Raw genomic sequence first — 18,553 nt, 5'->3', positions numbered from 1 at the left:
CCCGCGTCCCCGGGCCCGGCCCGCCGGCCGGGCCGGGCTCCCGCGGTGCTCGCGGTGCGGGGCGACCGGTGGGCGGCGAGCATGGAAGAAAGCACGGCGCGGCGGGAGGAGGGCAGTGTGACGGCCGGTTCCTTCCCGGGAACGACGGGGCGGGTCGGCGTGCCCCTGGACGGCAAGGGCCTCCTCGACGTCCTCGGAGTCGCCGCCGTCGTCATCGACGCCCACGGCCGGATCGTGCTCTGGAGCCCGCAGGCCGAGGACCTCTTCGGCTTCCGTGCCGACGAGGCCCTGGGGCAGTACATGGCCCGGCTGGTCGTCGGCACGGACCACCGGGACGAGGCGGTGCGCCTCTTCGGCGAGGTGCTGCGCGAGGGCTCGACCTGGGCGGGCGTCTTCCCCGTGCGGCACAAGGACGGCACCGTACGGAACGTGGAGTTCCGCAACATGCGGCTCACCGACGACCTGGGGGGTCTCTACGCGCTCGGGATCGCCGCCGACCGCTCCGCCGTCGAACGGATCGAGGCCGAGCTCGCGCTCTCCGACCGGCTGGTGTCCCAGTCCCCGATCGGCCTCGCCGTCCTCGACACCGACCTGCGCTACGTCCTGGTGAACCCGGCTCTCGAACGCATCAACGGGATCCCGGCCGCGCTGCACATCGGACGCCGGATCGGCGACATGGTGCCCGAGATCGACGCCCCGGCCCTCGAGGCCGCGCTCCGCGCCGTCCTCACCACGGGCACACCGCTGCTCGACCATCCCACCGTCGGACGGACCCCGGCCGACCCGGACCACGACCACGCCTGGTCGCTGTCCTTCTACCGCCTCGAAGGGCCCGAGGACCGGATCCTCGGGGTCGCCGCCTCCGTGATCGACGTGACCGAGCGGATGCGCGCGGACGCGGACGCCGACCGGTCCCGGCGGCGGCTCGCCCTCATCGCGGACGCCTCCGCCCAGGTCGGCACCACCCTGGAGGTGGAGAAGACGGCCGACGAGCTCGCCTCGGTGGTGGTGCCGGAACTCGCCGACATCGCCGCCGTCGACGTCCTCGACTCCGTCCTCGCCCTGCGCAGACCCGGCGCCCCCGAGGAGGGACCCGAACTGTTCCGGGCCCTCGCGGTGAAGGCCGCGGGCCGGACGGAGGCGCTGCCGGCGGCGGACCCGCCCGGGGCGATCACCATGTACGGGGCGGACCGGCTCGTCACCCGGTGCGTGCACACCGGGCAGCCCGTCCTGGTGGAACGCGTCGGCCCCGGCGACCTGTCCCGGATCGCCCGGAGCCCCGAGGCCGCGGAGCTGCTCGCCCGCGCGGGGGTGCACTCGTACCTGGCGGTGCCGCTGATCGCGCGCGGCGAGGTGCTCGGCGCGCTCGACCTCAAGCGGGACCGCAACCGACTGCCCTTCGACGGGGACGACGTGCTGCTCGCCACGGAGCTCGCGGCCCGCGCGGCCGTCAGCATCGACAACGCGCGCTGGTACCAGAGCGTGCGGAACTCGGCGGTCACGCTCCAGCGCAGCCTGCTCCCGGGCGTGCCGCCTGATCAGGCGGGTCTGGAGGTCGCGGCCCGCTACCAGCCCGCGCAGGCGTCGAGCGAGGTCGGGGGCGACTGGTACGACGTGATCCCGCTGCCCGACGACAAGACGGCGCTGGTGGTCGGGGACGTGATGGGCAGCGGGATCGACGCGGCGGCGGCGATGGGCCGGCTGCGGACCGCCACCTGCGCGTTCGCCGACCTCGACCTCCCGCCCTCCGAGGTCCTGCGGCACCTGGACCGGATCACGGCGGGCCTGGAGCACTACATCGCGACCTGTCTCTTCGCCGTGCACGACCCGGCGCTCGACCGGGTCAGGATCTCGAACGCGGGGCACCTGCCGCCGGTGCGGATCCCGGCGGACGGCCCGGCCGAGCTGGTGGCCGTACCCCCGGGAACGCCGCTCGGAGTGGGCGGCGGCACGTTCCGTACGACCTGGGTGCCCTTCCGGCCGGGCGACCGGCTCGTGCTCTACACGGACGGTCTGATCGAGACCCGCCACGAGGCGATCGACGAGCGGCTCGCCCTGCTCGTGGGCCTCCTCGACGACATGCGCGGGCCCCTGGAGGAGACCTGCGACGCGCTCCTCCGGGCCCTGCGCCGGCCCGGCGCGCCGGACGACGTGGCGCTGCTCATCGCCCGGAGCACGGGATGACGGCCCGGGACGGGGCCGGCCGGAAGGGTGCCGGGGCGCGGGGCGGGCGGACCGGTGAGCGCGGGACCGGGCTGCGGAGCGTGGCCGGGCAGGTGTTCGCCCTGGAGGCGCTGATCGCGCTCCTGGTGATCGCGGCCGTCGTGTTCGTGACGTTCTACCAGGCGCGCAACGACACCGAACGGGACGCCAGCGTCCGCTCGCTCGCGGTCGCGGAGGCCTTCGCGAAGGCGCCCGGCATCGACGCGGCGCTCGCCTCCCCCGACCCGACGGCCGTGCTGCAGAAACGGGCGGAGGAGACGCGGCGGGCGACGGGGGTGGACTTCATCGCCGTCCTGAACCGGGACGGGGTGCGCTACACCGACTCGCAGCCGGACCTGATCGGCCGCAGGGTCACCGGCGACCTCAACCGGGCGGTGGTGGACGGCGAGTCCTACACGGAGCTGTTCCGGGGCGCGCCCAACGACGCCGTACGGGCCGTGGTCCCCGTCGTGAACGACGACGGCCGGGTCGTCGGCGTGGTCACCAGCGGCGTCGAGGTGGAGAACATCTCGGACGCGGTGCGGGACCGGCTGCCGCTGCTCATCGGCGTCGCCGGCGGGGCGCTCGTGCTCGCCGTGGGCGGGGCCGCGCTGGTGAGCCGGCGGCTGCGGCGGCAGACCCACGGTCTCGGCCCGACCGAGATGACCCGGATGAAGGAGCACCACGAGGCGGTCCTCCACGCGGTGCGCGAAGGCGTCCTGATCGTGGGCCCGGACCGCCGGCTGCTGCTCGCCAACGACGAGGCGCGCCGCCTGCTCGGCCTCACGCCGGACATGGAGCGGCGGCACGTCTCGGAGCTCGGACTCGACGCCCGTACGGTCGAACTCCTGGAGTCGGGCCGGTCGGCTACGGACGAGGTGCACCGGGCGGGCGACCGGCTGCTCGCGGTGAGCGTGCGGCCCACGCTCCCGGCCGGGCGGGAGTCCGGCTGCGTGATGACGATGCGGGACACCACCGAGCTGGCCGCCCTGACCGGCCGGGCGGCGGTGGCCCGCGGCCGGCTCCAGCTGCTCTACGAGGCGGGGGTGCGGATCGGGACGACCCTGGAGGTCGTACGGACGGCGGAGGAGCTGGCGGAGGTCGCGGTACCGCGGTTCGCGGACTTCGCGACGGTGGAGCTGCTCGAACCGGTGCTGCGCGGCGAGGAGCCGCCGCCGTCCGCGCCGGCGACCACCGAGATGCGGCGGACGGCGCTGAGCGGGCTGCGGCCCGACCAGCCGCTGCAGCCGGTCGGCGACACCATCCGGTTCGACGTCCCCAGCACCCCGATGGCGACGGCCCTCAGCGCCGGGCACGCGATGGCGCAGGCGGAGCTGGCCTCGGCGGAGGGCTGGCGCGAGCAGGACCCGGAAGGGGCCGCCCGGGCCCTCGCCTACGGCATGCACTCGCTGCTCACGGTGCCGCTGCTGGCCCGCGGGGTGGTCCTGGGCATGGCGAACTTCTGGCGCGCGGACACGCCCGAGCCGTTCGGCGACGAGGACCTGTCGTTCGCGGAGGAGCTGGCGGCGCGGGCGGCGGTCGCCATCGACAACGCGCGCCGGTTCACCCGGGAGCACGCGATGGCGGTGACGCTCCAGCGGAGCCTGCTGCCCCGGGTGCTGCCGGACCAGAGCGCGGTGGACGTGTCGTACCGCTACCTCCCGGCGAAGGCGGGGGTGGGCGGCGACTGGTTCGACGTGATCCCGCTGCCGGGCGCGCGGGTGGCGCTCGTCGTCGGGGACGTCGTCGGGCACGGGCTGCACGCGGCGGCCACCATGGGGCGGCTGCGGACGGCGGTGCACAACTTCTCGACCCTCGACGTGCCGCCGGACGAGCTGCTCGGGCATCTCGACGAGCTCACGGCCAGGATCGACGACCGGGAGTCGGAGGGGCCGGACGGCGAGGCGCGGCGGCGGGAGGAGGGCATCACCGGCGCGACCTGCCTGTACGCGATCTACGACCCGGCGTCGGGGTCGTGCACGGTGGCGAGCGCGGGTCATCCCGGCCCGGCCCTGGTGGCTCCGGACGGGCGGGTGGAGTTCCCCGAGCTGGCGCCGGGGCTGCCGCTGGGTCTCGGTCTCGGCGACGTGCCGTTCGAGGCGACGGAGCTGCTGCTGCCGGAGGGCAGCAAGCTGGTGCTCTTCACGGACGGGCTCCTGGAGGACCGGGGACGGGACCTCGACGCGGGTCTGGGGCTGCTGCGGTCCGCCCTCGCCCGCCCGGACCGCAGCCCGGAGCAGACGTGCGCGGACGTCCTCGCGACCCTCCTGTCGCCCACGCCGCGCGACGACATCGCGCTGCTCGTGGCCCGCACCCGGCTGCTCGACCGTGAGCGGATCGCCGAGTGGGAGGTGGCGCGCGACCCGTCGGCGGTCTCGCCGGTACGGAACGCGGCGGCGGCGAAGTTGTCGGAGTGGGGGCTCGACGGGCTCGCGTTCACGGCGGAACTCGTCCTCAGCGAGCTGATCACGAACGCGGTGCGGTACGGGGCCGACCCGGTCCGGGTGCGGCTGCTCCACGACCGGACGCTGATCTGCGAGGTGTCGGACGGCAGCAGCACCTCGCCGCATCTGCGGCACGCGGCGGCGACGGACGAGGGCGGGCGCGGGCTGTACCTGGTGGCGCAGTACGCGGACCGCTGGGGCACCCGCTACGGCCGGCGCGGCAAGACGATCTGGGCGGAACTGCGGGTGGGCGGCGGCGACGCGGAACCGGCCGTGGAGGCGGTCCCGGACCTGGACGCGCTGGAGGACCTGGCCTGGTGAGGGACGGGGGGCGGGGCCTGGAGGCCGGAGGCCCGCTGCCCGGAGGCCAGGGGCCCAGGCCGGAGGCCAGGGGCCGGGCCCCAGAGGCCGGCGGCCCGGAAGCGGGGGACCCGGGGGACGAAGGCCGAGGGCCCGGAGGCGGGGGACCCGGGGGCCGGAGTCCGGAGGCCGGGGACCCGGAGGCCGGAGTCCGGGGGCGCAGGGACCCGGGAGCCCGGGGCCCGAGGAAGCTCCGTGGTATACCAGATCGCGGCATCGCTTCCCGTGCCGTCGACCGCTCCGAGGAGACCCCCGTGACCCCGCCTCCGCCGCCCCGCACCGCGACCCTGTTCCACGACGTACGGCCCTTCGGCGGGCCGGCCGGCGACCTGATCGCCGTGGACGGCGTGCTGGTGCCGGAGGCCCCGGCAGGCGCCGTCGTCGAGCGGGTCGACGGCGGCGGGCGGCTCGCGCTGCCGACCCTGGTCGACGCGCACATCCACCCCGACAAGACGTCCTGGGGCGAGCCCTGGCGCAGCAGGCGTCCGGCGGACGGCATCGCCGCGTACGTCGCGGGGGACGTGGAGCTCGCCCGCGCGCTGCCGACGCCGGTGGGCGAGCGGGCGCTGCGGCTGATGTCGCACGCGGCGGCCCTGGGCACGCGCGCGATGCGCGCCCACGCGGACGTGGCCCCGGCCTACGGCCTCTCCGGGATCGAGGGGGTCGCGGAGGCGGCGGCGAAGCTGGCCGGGATCGTGGACGTGGAGCTGGTCGCCTTCCCGCAGCACGGTGTGGTCCGGACACCGGGGGTGGCCGAACTGCTCGCGGAGGCGGCGGCGAGCGGTCTGGTGACCCACATCGGCGGCATCGATCCGGCGGGCTTCGACGCGGAGGGCGAGGCGGCCGGAGGCGATCAGCTCGGCACCGTCTTCGCGCTCGCGGAGCGGCACGGGCTGGGGCTCGACATCCATCTGCACGACCGGGGCGAGCAGGGTCTGGCCCCGCTGCGGGACATCGCGGCCCGCACCCGCGCGCTGGGGCTGCAGGGCCGGGTGAGCGTGGCGCACGCCTTCGCGGTGGCGGGCCTGTCGGGCCGGGCGCTCGACGAGACGGCGGACCTCCTCGCGGAGGCGGACATCGCCCTTACGACGGTGGCCCTGTCGGTGACGACGATCCTGCCGTTCCGGCGGCTCGCCGAGCGCGGGGTACGGGTCGGTCTCGGCTCGGACGGGGTCAGGGACAACTGGAGCCCGTTCGGGAACGCGGACATGCTGCACCGCGCCTGGCTCGCGGCGTGGGCCCTGGACCTGAGGCTCGACGAGGAGTTCGAGGCCTGCTTCCGGCTGGCGGCCGACGGCGGCGCGGCCCTCCTCGGCCTCCCGAGGGCGGACCTCCGGCCGGGCTCGCCCGCCGACTTCATGCTCGTCGACGGGGAGTGCGTCCCCCAGGTGGTCGTGGACCTCCCCCGCCGTGACCTGGTGGTCCGGGCGGGCCGGGTCGTGGCGAGGGACGGGCGCCTGGTCTGACGGGCGGGAACGGACGACTGGATACGGACGACCTGAGACGGACGGCCGGGCAGGGACGACCGGGCGGTACGGGGGCGGGCGCGGCCCCGGCCCCGTACCCGTACCGGATCAGTCGCGTTCCACGTCCACCGTCGTCAGGGAGGCGTACCGCTCCGGGTCCGCGCGCCGGATGCGGAGCGCGACCAGGAGGCCGGCCGCCAGGACCACGGGGAGCGGGACGAGGAGGGCCGTGTTCACGGCGCCCGTGCGGCCCGTGAGGAGGTCGAAGTGGACCACCGCCAGCACGGTGAGGACCGCGAGGCCCGCACAGGAGACGAGCGGGGCCCAGACCACGCGGGCCGCAGAGAGGCCGTGGCGGTCGCGGCGGAAGTAGGCCCAGACGGCGAGCGCGGCGAGGGCCTGCATGCCCATGATGCCGAGGACGCCGACGCTGTTGGTCCAGAGGAAGACCTCGCCGTACGGGTCGGCGGCGAGGAGCGCTCCGGCGCCGACGACCGCCAGGTTGAAGGCGGTCTGGGCGGCGACGGCGCCGACGGGCGAGCCGTGCCTGCCGGAGACCGCGCCGAGCCGGCGGGGCAGCAGGCCCTCGCGGCCGAGGGCGTAAAGGTAGCGGGCGGCGGCGTTGTGGAAGGCGAGGGTCGCGGCGAAGGCGCTGACGACGATGAGCCCGTGCATGGCGTCCGCCAGCCAGGGCCCGGCGTACAGCTCGGCGGCCCGGAAGGTGAGTTCCGGTCCGTCGGCCGCACGGGCCAGTTCCACGGCCTCGTCGGTGCCGAAGGCGCCCATGACGAGCCAGCAGCCCAGGGAGTAGAAGACCGCGAGGAAGCCGATCGCGATGAAGGTGGCCCGGGGCACGGTCCGGCGCGGCTCGCGCACCTCCTCGGCGAAGATCGCGGTCGCCTCGAAGCCGGTGAAGGCGCCGATGACCAGGACGAACATGCCCGCGACCCCGCCGGCGGCGAGCGTCGAGGGCGCGAAGGACGCGGGGTCGAGGGCGGCCGTGCCGCGCTCGCCGATGATGCCGCCGTCCATGACGACGAGCGACAGGACTTCGAGGACCAAGGCGATGCCGAGGACCTTGGCGCTGAGCGTGACCTTCAGCCAGCCGAGCACCCCGACGGCGAGGACGCAGAACCCGGAGAGCAGCCACCACGGCACGTCGACGCCCGTGGAGTCGCGGATCGACCCGGCGGCGAAGTAGCCGAAGGCGGCGGCGACCCCGGGCGTGACGAGGTTGTACGAGACGACGGCGACGTACGCGGTGCCGACGCCGAGGGTGCGGCCGAGGCCGCGGGCCACGTACGCGTAGAAGGCCCCGGCGTTGCGGACGTGCAGGCTCATCGCCGTGAATCCGGCGGCGAAGAGCGCGAGGAGCACCCCGGAGACCAGGTACGCGAGCGGGGCACCGGGGCCGCCGATGCCGATGGCGAAGGGCGCGACCCCGGCGAGGACGGTGAGCGGCGCGGCGGCGGCCACGACGAAGAAGACGAGGTCGAAGGTGCCGATCCGGCCGGAGGCGAGCCTGCCCGCCTCCGGGCTCCCCTTCTCCCGTCGCGTCTCTTCGCGGGGCGTACGGGGGGTGGTTCCGGTGCTCATCTCGCTCCTCCGGCGGCCGGTACGAGTGCGGGGTAGGTGTCGTCGGCGAAGGGGCCGACGACCCGGCCGCCGTGCAGCACGAGCAGTCGGCGCGGGTGGGAGGCGACGGCCTCGGCGACGGAGCCCGCGGCGACCGCGACCAGGTCGGCGCGGCTGCCCGGGGTGAGGCCGTAGGCCGTGAGACCGAGCGCGGCGGCCGCCTCGTCCGTGACGAGGGAGGCGGCGGCGCCCAGTTCGGCGTCGGTCATGAGTCCGGCCCTGAGGCCGATGATCGTGGCGCGTTCGAGCATGTCGGCGGTGCCGTACGGCCACCAGGTGTCGCGGATGTTGTCGGAGCCGGCGAAGACCCGGACGCCCTGCTCGCGCAGCCGCAGGACGGGCGGCATCGGGCCGCTGGGGCCGTTGGTCATGATGGCGACCCCGGCGGCGGCCAGGGCCGCGCAGGTGCGGTCGAGTTCGGCCTCGCCGACGTCGCCGAGGGCGTAGGCGTGGCTGACGGCGACCTTGCCGCCGAGGCCGAGCGCGGCGGTGCGGGCCGCGATGTCCCGCAGTTGCGCGGTACCGGTCTCGCCGCCGTCGTGGAGGTGGAGGTCGACGCCCTTGCCGTGGCGCTGGGCGAGACCGAACACGATGTCGAGCTGGCCGTCGGCGTCGCCGTCGAACCCGACCGGGTCGAGTCCGCCGATCAGGTCGGCGCCGTCGGCGAGGGCCGCGTCGAGGAGGTCGACGACGCCGGGCGCGGTGACGACGCCGCTCTGCGGGAAGGCGACGAGCTGGATGCCGAGCCGGTCGCCGACGTTCTCCCGGACGGTCAGGAGGGCGTGGAGATGGTCGAGGCCGGTGTCCGGGTCCACGTCGACGTGCGAGCGGACGTGGCCGGTGCCGAGGGAGACCATGCGGCAGGCGAGGGCGGCGGCCCGCTCGGCGACGGGCACCTCCTCGGTGCGGCGGGAGGCGCGTTCGGCGGCGATCTGCTCGCGCAGGGTGGCGGTGGCGCGGTGCGGGCGCCAGGGGGCACCGAGGAGGGTCTTGTCGAGGTGGGCGTGCCCGTCGACGAGGGCGGGCAGCAGCAGCGCGCCGGCGAGGTCGAGGGCGCCGGGCGGGGTGGGGCGGCCGGGGACGTGGTCCTCGACCGCGAGGACGCGGCCGTCGCGGAGGTGGACGTCGGCGGTGCGGCCGTCGGGGAGCGTGCTGCGGACGAGCACGGTGGGCTCGTCGGGTGCGGTGGGCGGCGGGGCCGGGGCCTCGCTCATGGCTTCTCCTTCGCGGATTCCGTACGGCTCGACGGGGCCATGGCGAGATCTCCCCTGGTGAGCGCGGTGCGGCGCCAAGGTAGCTGGTATACCGAATACCAGGCAACGGTTTGCGGGGGCCGAGTTTCCCGGGCCGGGGCCGACGGTTCCCCCGGGAACGGGTCTGCGAAGATCGATGGAGTACGACATCCACCCGACTGGAGCCGCCCCGTGACCGTCCACCGCCCCGCCGCCCGCGGCACCGCCATCGGGGACACCCACCCGTCCCTGCGGGAGCGGGTCTACGTGGAGCTGCGCGAGCGGATCATCGAGGCGGAGTACCCGGCGGGCATGCGGCTCGTGGAGCGGGAGATCGCCGACGAGCTGCGGGTCTCCCGGGTTCCGGTGCGCGAGGCGATGCAGCGCCTGGAGTCGGAGGGCTTCCTCTCGGTGCAGCCGCGCCGGGGCTCGGTGGTGGCGGACTTCGGGCCGGAGGACGCCGAGCACCTCTTCGCCGTACGGGAGAACCTGGAGGGCCTGGCCGCGCGGCTCGCCGCCCGGCACGCGAGCCCCGCCCAACTGCGGGACCTCGAGCGGTTGCTGGCGCGGGCCAGGAAGGCGGCGGAGTCCGGACGGCTCCGCGAGGCCGTCTCCCTCAACGCCGACTTCCACCGGCAGATCGTCGAACTCTCCGGCAACCCGCTCCTGGTGGACCTGATGGCCCCGCTCGACTCCCGGCTGCGGCGGCTCTTCCGGCTCACCTCGGCGCAGTCGGACGGCGAGCCGATGTGCGGGGCCCACGAGCGGCTCTACGAGGCCGTCCGGGACCGCGACGAGGACGGCGCGGAGGCGCTGGCCCGCGCCCATGTGGCGGACACCCGCGCCTCCGCCGCCCGCCTGCTGGCCGCACCCCCGGAGGGGGCCGAGACGGAACAGGCGGAGGCGGAGGCGTCCTGACGCGGCTTGCCGGCGGGGGTTCTCGGCGGGGCTTCCCGGCAGGGCTTCTCAGCGGGACTTCCCGGCAGGGCTCCCCGGCAGGGCTTCCTGGCGGAGCTTCCTGGCGGGGCTCGCCGGCGGGACTTCCCGACGCGGCTACCCGGCGGGCTTCCTAGACCCGCTTTCGCAGGGCCGTCCGGACGGCGGCCAGGTCCGCGTCCGAGGCCAGCCCGGCGTGGTAGAGCCGCAGTTCGGTGGCGCCCGCCGCGCGGGCCCGCTCCGCGTCGTCGGCCAGCCGGTCCGGCGCGCCGCCCATGCCGGTGACGACCGACAGGTTCGCCGCGAGGACGGTGTCCGCGCGCGCGTGGGCCGCGAACTCCGCGACCCGGTGCGGCCGGGCGACCACCCCGTCCGCGAGTCCCAGGACGTGCGCCGGGTCGGTGCCGGTGTCGGCGCCGCAGCGGTACGGGTCGGGGTCGGCGTGCAGCAGGACCCGGAAGCCGGGCGGGGCCGCGGCCCGTACGGCGGCCACGGCGGCCTCCTGGAAGCCGCGGGCGGTGCCGGCGCGCCAGGCCGCGGCCGGGCCCTCCAGGGCGCCGAGCCCGCCCGGCGCCCCCGATCCGGCCCAGACGGGCTCCAGGGCGCCGCGCACGGCGGCGGCCAGCTCGTCGGGATCGGCGCCCCCGGCCCCGTACCCCTCCCGGCAGGAGGAGCAGAAACAGAGCGACATCAGGTACTGCTCGCGCTCCCCGAGGGCGACTCCGCCGGTCTTGTCGTGGGCGTGGAGATGGGCGAGGCCGTACCAGCCGCAGGACTCCAGCTCGGTTCCGGCGGCGCCCGGCCGTACGGCGGCCTCGGCGGCCAGGTCCACGAGCAGCTCGCGGACCTCGGGGCGGGCCACGCAGGGCGCCCAGGGGTAGCGGTCGCCGTAGGCGTTGACGACGGAGGTCTCCGGATGCTCCGCGCCGAGCCGGGAGTTGTGCGCCAGCACGACCCAGCTGTGCACGTCGAGGCCGGTGGGCGCGAGGGCCTCCGCGGCCCGCCCGAAGGCGTCGCCGGGTGCCCACTCCCCCGCCGGGTACGGGCGGAGCGGCCGGCCGGACCAGCGGTCCGGGTCCGGCGGATAGAGCACGGCGGCGTGTTCGGCGGTGACGATCCGGTGGGCGGGGTGGCGGGGGGTCAGGGCCCGCGTGGAGTGGTACGAGGCGGCGAGGGTGACCTGTGCGAGGCCGAGCCCGGCGAGCATCCCGGGCGCGGCGGGGTCGGCGTCGACGTCCCAGGGGTAGACGAAGGCACCGGCGCGCACGCCGCCGCCCGCACCACCGGCCCCGGCGGCCCCTTCGGTGCCGACTGTTCCGGCAGCCTCTGAAGCCCCGGCGGTCCCGGCCGCCTTCGCGTCCCCGCTCACGCGCCGAGCTCCTTCAGGGCGGCCCGGCCCCGCTCGACGAGCAGCATGAGGGCGTCGACGTGCTCGGGCGCGGGCTCGCTCAGCGGAGGCCGTACGTGTCCCACGTCCAATCCTTCCCGCCGCACCGCGGCCTTGACGAGCGAGACGGCGTATCCCCTGCCCTGGGCGCGGAGTTCGACGAGCGGCCGGTAGAAGTCGTCGACGAGCCGGTTCACCGTGGTGTCGTCGCCGGTGGTGAGCGCGCGGTGGAAGGCGAGGGCGATGTCGGGGGCGAAGCAGAAGACGGCGGAGGAGTAGAGGGTGACGCCGATGCCCCGGTAGGCGGGGCCGGTGAGTTCGGCGGTCGGCAGGCCGTTGAAGTAGAGCAGGCCGAGGCCCTCGGCGCGGACCGCGCTGACGATCCGCTGCATCAGGTCGAGGTCGCCGAGGCCGTCCTTGAGGCCGATGATCCCGTCCGTACGGGCGAGTGCGACGGCGGTGGCCGGGGTGAGGATCGCGTTGTCGCGCTGGTAGACGATGACGTCGAGCGATGTGGCGGCGGCGAGTTCGGTGTAGTGGCGGAGCAGTCCGGCCTGGTCGGCGACGACGAGGTACGGCGGCATGGCGAGGAGCCCGTCGGCGCCGGCCTCCTCGGCGAGCCGGGCGTACTGGACGGCCAGGGCGGTGCCGTAGCCGGCGCCCGCGACGACGGGGACGCGGCCGGCGGTCTCCTCGACGGCGGCGGCGACGCAGTCCCGGAACTCCTCGGGGGTGAGGGCGTGGAACTCGCCGGTGCCGCAGCAGGCGAACACGGCGGCGGCGCCCGCGTCGACGCCCGCGCGCACATGGGCGCGGAAGGTGTCGAGGTCGACGGTGCCGTCCGGCGCGAAGGCGGTGACGGGAAAGAACAGCAGGCCGTCGAGCCGGCCGGCGAGCGGGGCAGTGGTCACGGTCGCTCCCAGGGAAGTCCGTCGTGCAGGGCCATCTCGTGCACAGTTATGACTGTCATCCATATTCTTGAACACTGACGCCTCGCACGCTAGAACAGCACGGAAGGGCCGGTCAAGGAGGGAACGCACCCCACCGCAGACTCTTGACGCTCCGTCGGACCGCTCCCTAGCGTGTCCACGGTTGTGAATTCCGCTCACGTGAATGCCACGGCGTGCAGTTGAATGCCACCGCACGCCGCCCGACGGAGGAGATCCGCTCCATGGCCGTACCCCGCACCGTCCTGCTCACCGGCGCCGCCGGAGGCGTCGGCACGCTGATGCGGGAGCTGCTGCCCCCGTACGGCTACGAGCTCCGCCTCCTGGACGTCGCCCCCGTGCCGGGGGCGCCGGACGCGATCGTCGCCGACCTCGCCGACCGCGCGGCACTGCGCGAGGCGGTCCGGGGCGTCGACGCGATCGTGCACCTGGCGGGCATCTCCCTGGAGTCGACCTTCGACAAGATCATGGCCGCCAACATCGCCGGGACCTACCACCTCTACGAGGCCGCACGCGAGGAGGGCGTCCCGCGCGTGGTGTTCGCCTCCAGCAACCACGCCGTCGGCTTCACCCGGCAGCCGCGCGAGGGCGACCCCCTCGTGCCGGTCGGCACCCCGCACCGCCCCGACACCTTCTACGGCCTGTCCAAGTGCTTCGGCGAGGACCTGGCCCAGCTCTACTGGGACCTGCACGGCGTCGAGACCGTGTCGGTCCGCATCGGCTCCTGCTTCCCCGAGCCCACCTCCGTCCGGATGCTGTCGATGTGGCTCAGCCCCGCCGACGGCGCCCGACTCCTGCACGCCGCGCTCACCGCCGAGGACGTGGCCCACACGGTCGTGTACGGCTCGTCCGCCAACACGCGCGCGTGGTGGGACCTCTCCTCGGCCAGGGCGCTCGGGTACGCCCCGCAGGACGACTCGGAGGTCTACGCGGAGAAGCTCATCGCCGCCAAGGGCCTCCCTCCCGAGGACAGCGCCGACGCCCTCTACCTGGGCGGCCACTTCTGCGTGACCCCGCCCCGGTGGCCGCACTGACACGACGACAGGAGCACACCATGGGCCACCGCCCACTCGCCCTCGTGACCGGCGTCGGCCGGACGGTCGGCATCGGCGCGGGCATCGCCGACCGCCTCGCGGAGTCCGGCTGGGACATCGCGTTCACGTACTGGACCCCGTACGACCGGCGGATGGAGTGGGGCGAGGAGCGGGGCGCGGCCGCGGCCGTCACCGGACGGCTCACCGCGCGGGGCGCCGCCTGCGCGGCCGTCGAGGCCGACCTGGCCGACCCCGAGGCGCCCGGACGCGTCTTCGACACGGCCGAGGAGCGGCTCGGGCGCCCGGTCACGGCGCTCGTCATGTGCCACTGCGAGTCGGTCGACTCCGGGCTCCTGGACACCACCGTCGAGAGCTTCGACCGGCATTTCGCGGTCAACGCGCGCGCGTCCTGGCTGCTGATCCGGGAGTACGGCCGCCGGTTCACCGGCCCTCAGGGGACCGGCCGTGTCGTCGCCCTGACGAGCGACCACACCGTGGGGAACCTTCCGTACGGGGCGAGCAAGGGCGCGCTCGACCGCATCACCCTGGCCGCCGCGCGCGAGCTCGCCCACCTCGGGGTCACCGCCAACGTCGTCAATCCGGGTCCGGTGGACACCGGATGGATGACGGAGCCGCTCCGGCAGGAGATGGTGCGCCAGACGCCGCTCGGCCGCCTCGGCACCCCTCGGGACACCGCGCACCTGGTCGACTTCCTCTGCTCCCCCGAAGGCCAGTGGATCAACGGGCAGCTGCTGATGAGCAACGGAGGGCTCGCGTGAGAATCCCGGCGTGACCGGCGGGCGAGCGGGAGCGGCAGAGGCCGGCGGGAGGGGTACGCAGGACCCGGCCGGACTGATACGGGGGAGCCGGCCGGGGCCCGGGTCACGGCGCGCACGCTGGCGGCCGGACCTGCCCACCGTAGGCCCGGACGAAGATCATCGCGAGCCGCGGAACGCGACCCCTGTCCGGAATGCGCGGTGGGTTGACGCAGGGAACCCCGCCGGTCAGAGAATTACGCGCCCCCTTGTGCGCCCCGGCGCACGCCGAACGCCCAGCAGCCGTCGCGCGGACATCGCACAGCCCTCTCAGCGGCACCCGCGCAAGGTCTCCGACGGCGACTCGCCGAACTTCTCCCGGTAGCGCGCCGCGAAGCGGCCCTGGTGGGCGAAGCCCCAGCGCCAGGCCACCTCGCTCACGCCCACCTCGTCCGGTGCGGCCGCCCGCAGCTCCTCGCGGACCCGGTCGAGGCGGACCTCCCGTACGTACGCCATCGGCGACATCCCCACGTACTCGCGGAACGACTCCTGGAGCCGGCGCACGCTCACCCGGGCGAGGGCGGCCAGCTCGGTGGTCGTGAAGGGATGCTCGGGCCGCTCCCGCACCGCGTCCATCACCCGCTTGACCGGAGCCGGCCGCCGCGGCTCCCCCGGGTGCGCGAGCGCCTCGCGCCAGGGGTGCTCGGCGGCCAGCAGCAGCCCGTTGAGCAGGGCCTCCTGCAAGGGGCGCGCCACCAGTTCGTGCCGGGCGAGGCCCTCTCCGGCCAGGGCCTCCGCGGCGACCTGGCGGGCGAAGCGCACCCAGCTCAGACCGGGACCGCGGGTGATGTCCAGGCCGGGCGCGAAGACGAGCGGGCCCCGGGGCGGGCGGCCGATCAGCGCCTCCAGGCGGTCGCGCAGTTCGGCCGCCCCGACCTTCACCGACAGGGTCCTGCAGTCCCCGGTCCAGCGGTCGAGGAAGGTGTCGCCCGCCGGGTCGAGGAGCAGGGCCTCGGCCTCCGTCGCGACGACGGAGGCACCGCCCTGGCGCATCTCCATCCGCCCGCTGAGCGGCGCGTTCAGGTGGTAGGCGCCCAGTTCCCCGAAGCTCATCCGCACATCGGCGCCGCAGCTCAGGTCGCCGATGACCAGCGGGCCGAGCACGACCGTGTCGAAGCGGGCCGCGAAGGGGCGGTGCTCGCGGTCGACGAGGTCCATCCGGTTCGCGTAGTAGCGGGCGTCGAGCTCGACGCGTGCCTCGTCCACGTCCTGTGTCCGGAAACAGTTCCTGTCGACCGGTCTCACAGCGCCCCCCGCCCCCGCCGGTACCACCGGCCCCTGCGCCCCCACTGCACCCATGGGTCGAAAGAATATTCATATGACGGATCTGACCGGGAACGGCAGGATGCCCGGCATGCCACGACCCCATGGATTCACCTACGAACAGCGCCGGGACGGCTCGGTGGTCCTCACCCACCTGGGCCGCGCCGCGGGCGTGCTGCGCGGCGCCCGCGCGGAGAAGTTCCTCGCCGAGGTCGAGTCGGGCGACGCCCAGCTCGTCATGGCCCGGTGGACGGGCGCGTACCGCTTCGGCAACGAGCGGCAGGCGAGGAACCACCCCCGTAATCAAGGTGGCCGAACCGGCCGAGGGTAAGGGAACGGCAAAGGGACCCGGATCGTTAGCCCTGGCATGACCGCAATGACCCCCGGCTCGAACATCCCCCTCACCGTCGCTCGCGTGGCGGTGGACGTCGCCGCCCCGGTGCGGCTCGACGTCTCGGGCCTGCTGCTCGGCGCCAACGGCAAGGTGCGCTCGGACGACGACTTCATCTTCTACAACCAGCCGTCCGGCCCCGGCGTCACCTACCGCTCCGGCGGCGGTGCCGCCCCCGACGCGATCCTGGTGGACACCGGCGCCGTCCCGGCCGGCATCGAGAGGATCGTCGTCACCGCGAGCCCCGACGCCGCGGGCCAGACCTTCCAGGGCATCGAGCCCACCGCCACCCTTCGCAACGCGGACGACGGCAGCGTCCTCGCCACCTTCACCCCTCCCCAGCTGGCCACCGAGACGGCGCTCGTCGTCGTCGAGATCTACCTGCGCAACGGCGCGTGGAAGGCCCGCGCCGTCGGCCAGGGCTATGCGAACGGCCTCGCGGGCATCGCGACCGACTTCGGCGTCTCGGTGGACGACGAGCCGGCCGCCGCCCCGGCCGCGGCCGCACCGGCCCCCGTCGCCCCGCCCGCGCCCGTCGCCCCGCCGGTGGCGCCCCCGGTCCCGCCGGCGCCGCCCGTCGCCGCCGTGGACCCCCGCATCGCGGCCGGCGCGCCGGCCGCTCCCCCGGTCCCCGCCGCCTCCGGCAAGATCAACCTCGACAAGGGCCGGGTCAGCCTCCAGAAGAACCAGACGGTGTCCCTGGTCAAGGGCGGCCGCCCGCTGCTCTCCCAGGTCAAGATGGGCCTCGGCTGGGAGCCCGCGTACCGGGGCAAGGACATCGACCTGGACGCCTCCGTCATCGCGTACGGCCCGCAGCGCAACCACCTCGACAGCTGCTACTTCGGCAAGCTGTCCATCCTCAACGGCTCGGTGAAGCACTCCGGCGACAACCTCACCGGTGAGGGCGCGGGCGACGACGAGGTGATCGTCGTCGACCTCGGCCGGCTGCCCGCCGACGCGACCGGCCTGGTCTTCACCGTGAACTCGTTCTCGGGCCAGAAGTTCACCGAGGTCGCCAAGGCCTACTGCCGGCTGATCGACGCGGCGACGGGCGAGGAGCTGGTCCGCTTCGACCTGACCACCGCCGAGCCGCAGACCGGCGTGATGATGGCCAAGCTGATCAAGCAGTTCACCGGCGAGTGGGAGATGACGGCGATGGGCGAGTTCGTGAAGTCGCGGACCGTCCGGGGCATGGTGAAGCCGGCCGCCCAGGCACTCTGAGCGACCGGATCCCCCTGTTCCGAACCGGGTCCGCCCGGTCGGAACAGGGGGTCCGCGCGGTCAGAACAGGGCGCTGTACGCGTTGAGGGCGGGCTGGCCGCCGAGGTGGGCGTAGAGCACGGTCGAGTCCCGGCCGATCTCCCCCCGGTCCACCAGATCGATCAGTCCCGCCATCGACTTCCCCTCGTACACCGGGTCGGTGACCATGCCCTCGGTGCGGGCGGCGAGCCTCATCGCGTCGAGGGTGGCCTCGTCCGGGACGCCGTACACCCCGGCGTGGTACCGCTCGTCCAGCTCGACGTCGGCGGCCGTCACCGGGCGCTCGACCCCGATGAGCGCGGCGGTGTCCCGGGCGATCCGGGTGATCTGCTCATGCGTCGGTACGGGCTTCGCGGAGGCGTCGACGCCGATGATCCGGCGGGCCGGGCCGCCCACCTCCTCGGCGAGCGCGGCGAAGCCCGCGACCATGCCGGCCTGGGTGGAGCCGGTCACCGAGCAGACGACCACCGTGTCGAAGAAGACGCCGAGCTCACGCTCCTGGTCCGCCACCTCGTACGCCCAGTTCGCGAAGCCGAGCCCGCCGAGCCGGTGGTCCGAGGCGCCCGCCGGGATCGCGTACGGCTTCCCGCCGCTCTCCTCGACCTCCCGCAGGGCCAGCTCCCAGCTCTCCTTGAAGCCGATCCCGAAGCCCGCCTTCACCAGGCGCACGTCGGCGCCCGCGAGGCGGCTGATCAGGATGTTGCCGACCTTGTCGTAGACGGAGTCGGGCCAGTCGACCCAGCTCTCCTGGACGAGGACGCAGCGCAGCCCGGCGCGGGCGGCGACGGCGGCGACCTGGCGGGTGTGGTTGGACTGGACGCCGCCGATGGAGACGAGGGTGTCGCAGCCCTGGGCGAGGGCGTCGGCGACCAGGTACTCCAGCTTGCGGGTCTTGTTCCCGCCGTACGCCACACCGGAGTTGCAGTCCTCGCGCTTGGCCCAGAGGGTGGCGCCGCCGAGGTGGTGGGTGAGCCGTTCGAGGGGGTGGACCGGCGAGGGCCCGAAGAGGAGCGGGTAGCGGTCGAAGTCGGTGATCGGCAATGCGGCTCCCGGTGAGTGACGGCTGCTGGTCGACGTTCCTGGACAGGGATACGGGTGCGGATGCGGGTGCGGGTGCGGGTGCGGGTGCGGGTGCGGAGACCCGTGCGAGGACGGGACGGAGACGGGTGCGGCCGCCCGTG

General features: G+C 74.9%; 14 protein-coding genes. 8 read left to right on the top strand and 6 right to left on the bottom strand.

Going from position 1 to position 18,553, the window contains the following annotated elements:
• The first annotated feature begins 117 nt into the window (after nucleotides 1-117).
• The 3 genes from AMK27_RS34250 (at nucleotide 118) to AMK27_RS34240 (ending at nucleotide 6,472) form a co-directional block, all read left to right on the top strand.
• Entirely contained in the window at nucleotides 118-2,184 is a 2,067-nt protein-coding gene (locus tag AMK27_RS34250) for a SpoIIE family protein phosphatase (RefSeq protein WP_073917229.1), read from the top strand.
• Complete coding sequence (locus AMK27_RS34245) at nucleotides 2,181-4,967, top strand: SpoIIE family protein phosphatase/ATP-binding protein (protein WP_073917227.1); 2,787 nt, start codon at nucleotides 2,181-2,183, stop codon at nucleotides 4,965-4,967. Before AMK27_RS34250 ends, AMK27_RS34245 begins: the two co-directional genes overlap by 4 nt.
• A 254-nt stretch (nucleotides 4,968-5,221) precedes the next feature.
• A complete protein-coding gene (locus AMK27_RS34240; protein ID WP_445194890.1) occupies nucleotides 5,222-6,472 on the top strand; it encodes an amidohydrolase in 1,251 nt (416 codons plus the stop codon).
• 108 nt (nucleotides 6,473-6,580) lie between these two features.
• On the opposite strand, the gene AMK27_RS34235 is transcribed toward AMK27_RS34240, so the two are convergent.
• Both AMK27_RS34235 and AMK27_RS34230 read right to left on the bottom strand, forming a co-directional pair.
• Nucleotides 6,581-8,068: an APC family permease gene (locus AMK27_RS34235; protein ID WP_073917223.1), complete on the bottom strand. Its 1,488-nt coding sequence runs from the start codon at nucleotides 8,066-8,068 to the stop codon at nucleotides 6,581-6,583.
• A complete protein-coding gene (locus AMK27_RS34230; RefSeq protein WP_073917221.1) occupies nucleotides 8,065-9,321 on the bottom strand; it encodes an amidohydrolase in 1,257 nt (418 codons plus the stop codon). Before AMK27_RS34230 ends, AMK27_RS34235 begins: the two co-directional genes overlap by 4 nt.
• A 210-nt stretch (nucleotides 9,322-9,531) precedes the next feature.
• On the opposite strand from AMK27_RS34230, the gene AMK27_RS34225 reads away from it, so the two are divergent.
• The gene (locus AMK27_RS34225; RefSeq protein ID WP_073917219.1) at nucleotides 9,532-10,257 is read left to right on the top strand and encodes a GntR family transcriptional regulator; all 726 of its coding nucleotides are present in this window, start codon (nucleotides 9,532-9,534) and stop codon (nucleotides 10,255-10,257) included.
• A 151-nt stretch (nucleotides 10,258-10,408) separates the two neighbouring features.
• Here the strand turns inward: AMK27_RS34225 and AMK27_RS34220 are convergent, their stop codons facing one another.
• Nucleotides 10,409-11,542: a hypothetical protein gene (locus tag AMK27_RS34220; RefSeq protein WP_073917392.1), complete on the bottom strand. Its 1,134-nt coding sequence runs from the start codon at nucleotides 11,540-11,542 to the stop codon at nucleotides 10,409-10,411.
• Between the two features lie 98 nt (nucleotides 11,543-11,640).
• Entirely contained in the window at nucleotides 11,641-12,573 is a 933-nt protein-coding gene (locus tag AMK27_RS34215) for a 5-dehydro-4-deoxyglucarate dehydratase (RefSeq protein WP_073917217.1), read from the bottom strand.
• A gap of 260 nt (nucleotides 12,574-12,833) precedes the next feature.
• Between AMK27_RS34215 and AMK27_RS34210 the strand changes: the two genes are divergently transcribed.
• Nucleotides 12,834-13,643 carry an NAD-dependent epimerase/dehydratase family protein gene (locus tag AMK27_RS34210; protein ID WP_073917215.1) on the top strand — a complete coding sequence of 270 codons (810 nt, stop codon included), beginning with the start codon at nucleotides 12,834-12,836 and terminating at the stop codon, nucleotides 13,641-13,643.
• 20 nt (nucleotides 13,644-13,663) lie between these two features.
• Entirely contained in the window at nucleotides 13,664-14,422 is a 759-nt protein-coding gene (locus AMK27_RS34205; RefSeq protein ID WP_073917213.1) for an SDR family oxidoreductase, read from the top strand.
• 306 nt (nucleotides 14,423-14,728) lie between these two features.
• On the opposite strand, the gene AMK27_RS34200 is transcribed toward AMK27_RS34205, so the two are convergent.
• On the bottom strand, nucleotides 14,729-15,664 hold the full coding sequence (locus tag AMK27_RS34200) for an AraC family transcriptional regulator (protein WP_073917212.1): 936 nt from the start codon (nucleotides 15,662-15,664) through the stop codon (nucleotides 14,729-14,731).
• 148 nt (nucleotides 15,665-15,812) lie between these two features.
• Between AMK27_RS34200 and AMK27_RS34195 the strand changes: the two genes are divergently transcribed.
• Nucleotides 15,813-16,052 carry a hypothetical protein gene (locus AMK27_RS34195; RefSeq protein ID WP_079188679.1) on the top strand — a complete coding sequence of 80 codons (240 nt, stop codon included), beginning with the start codon at nucleotides 15,813-15,815 and terminating at the stop codon, nucleotides 16,050-16,052.
• A 36-nt stretch (nucleotides 16,053-16,088) separates the two neighbouring features.
• Nucleotides 16,089-17,333, top strand: a complete 1,245-nt coding sequence (locus AMK27_RS34190; RefSeq protein WP_198955981.1) for a TerD family protein — start codon at nucleotides 16,089-16,091, stop codon at nucleotides 17,331-17,333.
• Between the two features lie 60 nt (nucleotides 17,334-17,393).
• Here the strand turns inward: AMK27_RS34190 and AMK27_RS34185 are convergent, their stop codons facing one another.
• Complete coding sequence (locus tag AMK27_RS34185; RefSeq protein ID WP_073917207.1) at nucleotides 17,394-18,413, bottom strand: 1-aminocyclopropane-1-carboxylate deaminase; 1,020 nt, start codon at nucleotides 18,411-18,413, stop codon at nucleotides 17,394-17,396.
• Between the last annotated feature and the right edge of the window lie 140 nt (nucleotides 18,414-18,553).

The organism is Streptomyces sp. CB02009, from assembly GCF_001905825.1.
In the GTDB taxonomy this organism is placed as follows: Bacteria; Actinomycetota; Actinomycetes; order Streptomycetales; family Streptomycetaceae; genus Streptomyces.
The sequence above is the reverse complement of the archived record's forward strand: the minus strand, read 5'-3'. Positions and strand labels throughout refer to the sequence as shown.

Coding starts and splice junctions, on each gene's coding strand:
- AMK27_RS34245 (WP_073917227.1), top strand. CDS start 2,181: ATGACGGCCCGGGACGGGGCCGGCCGGAAGGGTGCCGGGGCGCGGGGC.
- AMK27_RS34235 (WP_073917223.1), bottom strand. CDS start 8,068: ATGAGCACCGGAACCACCCCCCGTACGCCCCGCGAAGAGACGCGACGG.
- AMK27_RS34230 (WP_073917221.1), bottom strand. CDS start 9,321: ATGAGCGAGGCCCCGGCCCCGCCGCCCACCGCACCCGACGAGCCCACC.
- AMK27_RS34210 (WP_073917215.1), top strand. CDS start 12,834: ATGGCCGTACCCCGCACCGTCCTGCTCACCGGCGCCGCCGGAGGCGTC.
- AMK27_RS34205 (WP_073917213.1), top strand. CDS start 13,664: ATGGGCCACCGCCCACTCGCCCTCGTGACCGGCGTCGGCCGGACGGTC.
- AMK27_RS34195 (WP_079188679.1), top strand. CDS start 15,813: ATGCCACGACCCCATGGATTCACCTACGAACAGCGCCGGGACGGCTCG.
- AMK27_RS34190 (WP_198955981.1), top strand. CDS start 16,089: ATGACCGCAATGACCCCCGGCTCGAACATCCCCCTCACCGTCGCTCGC.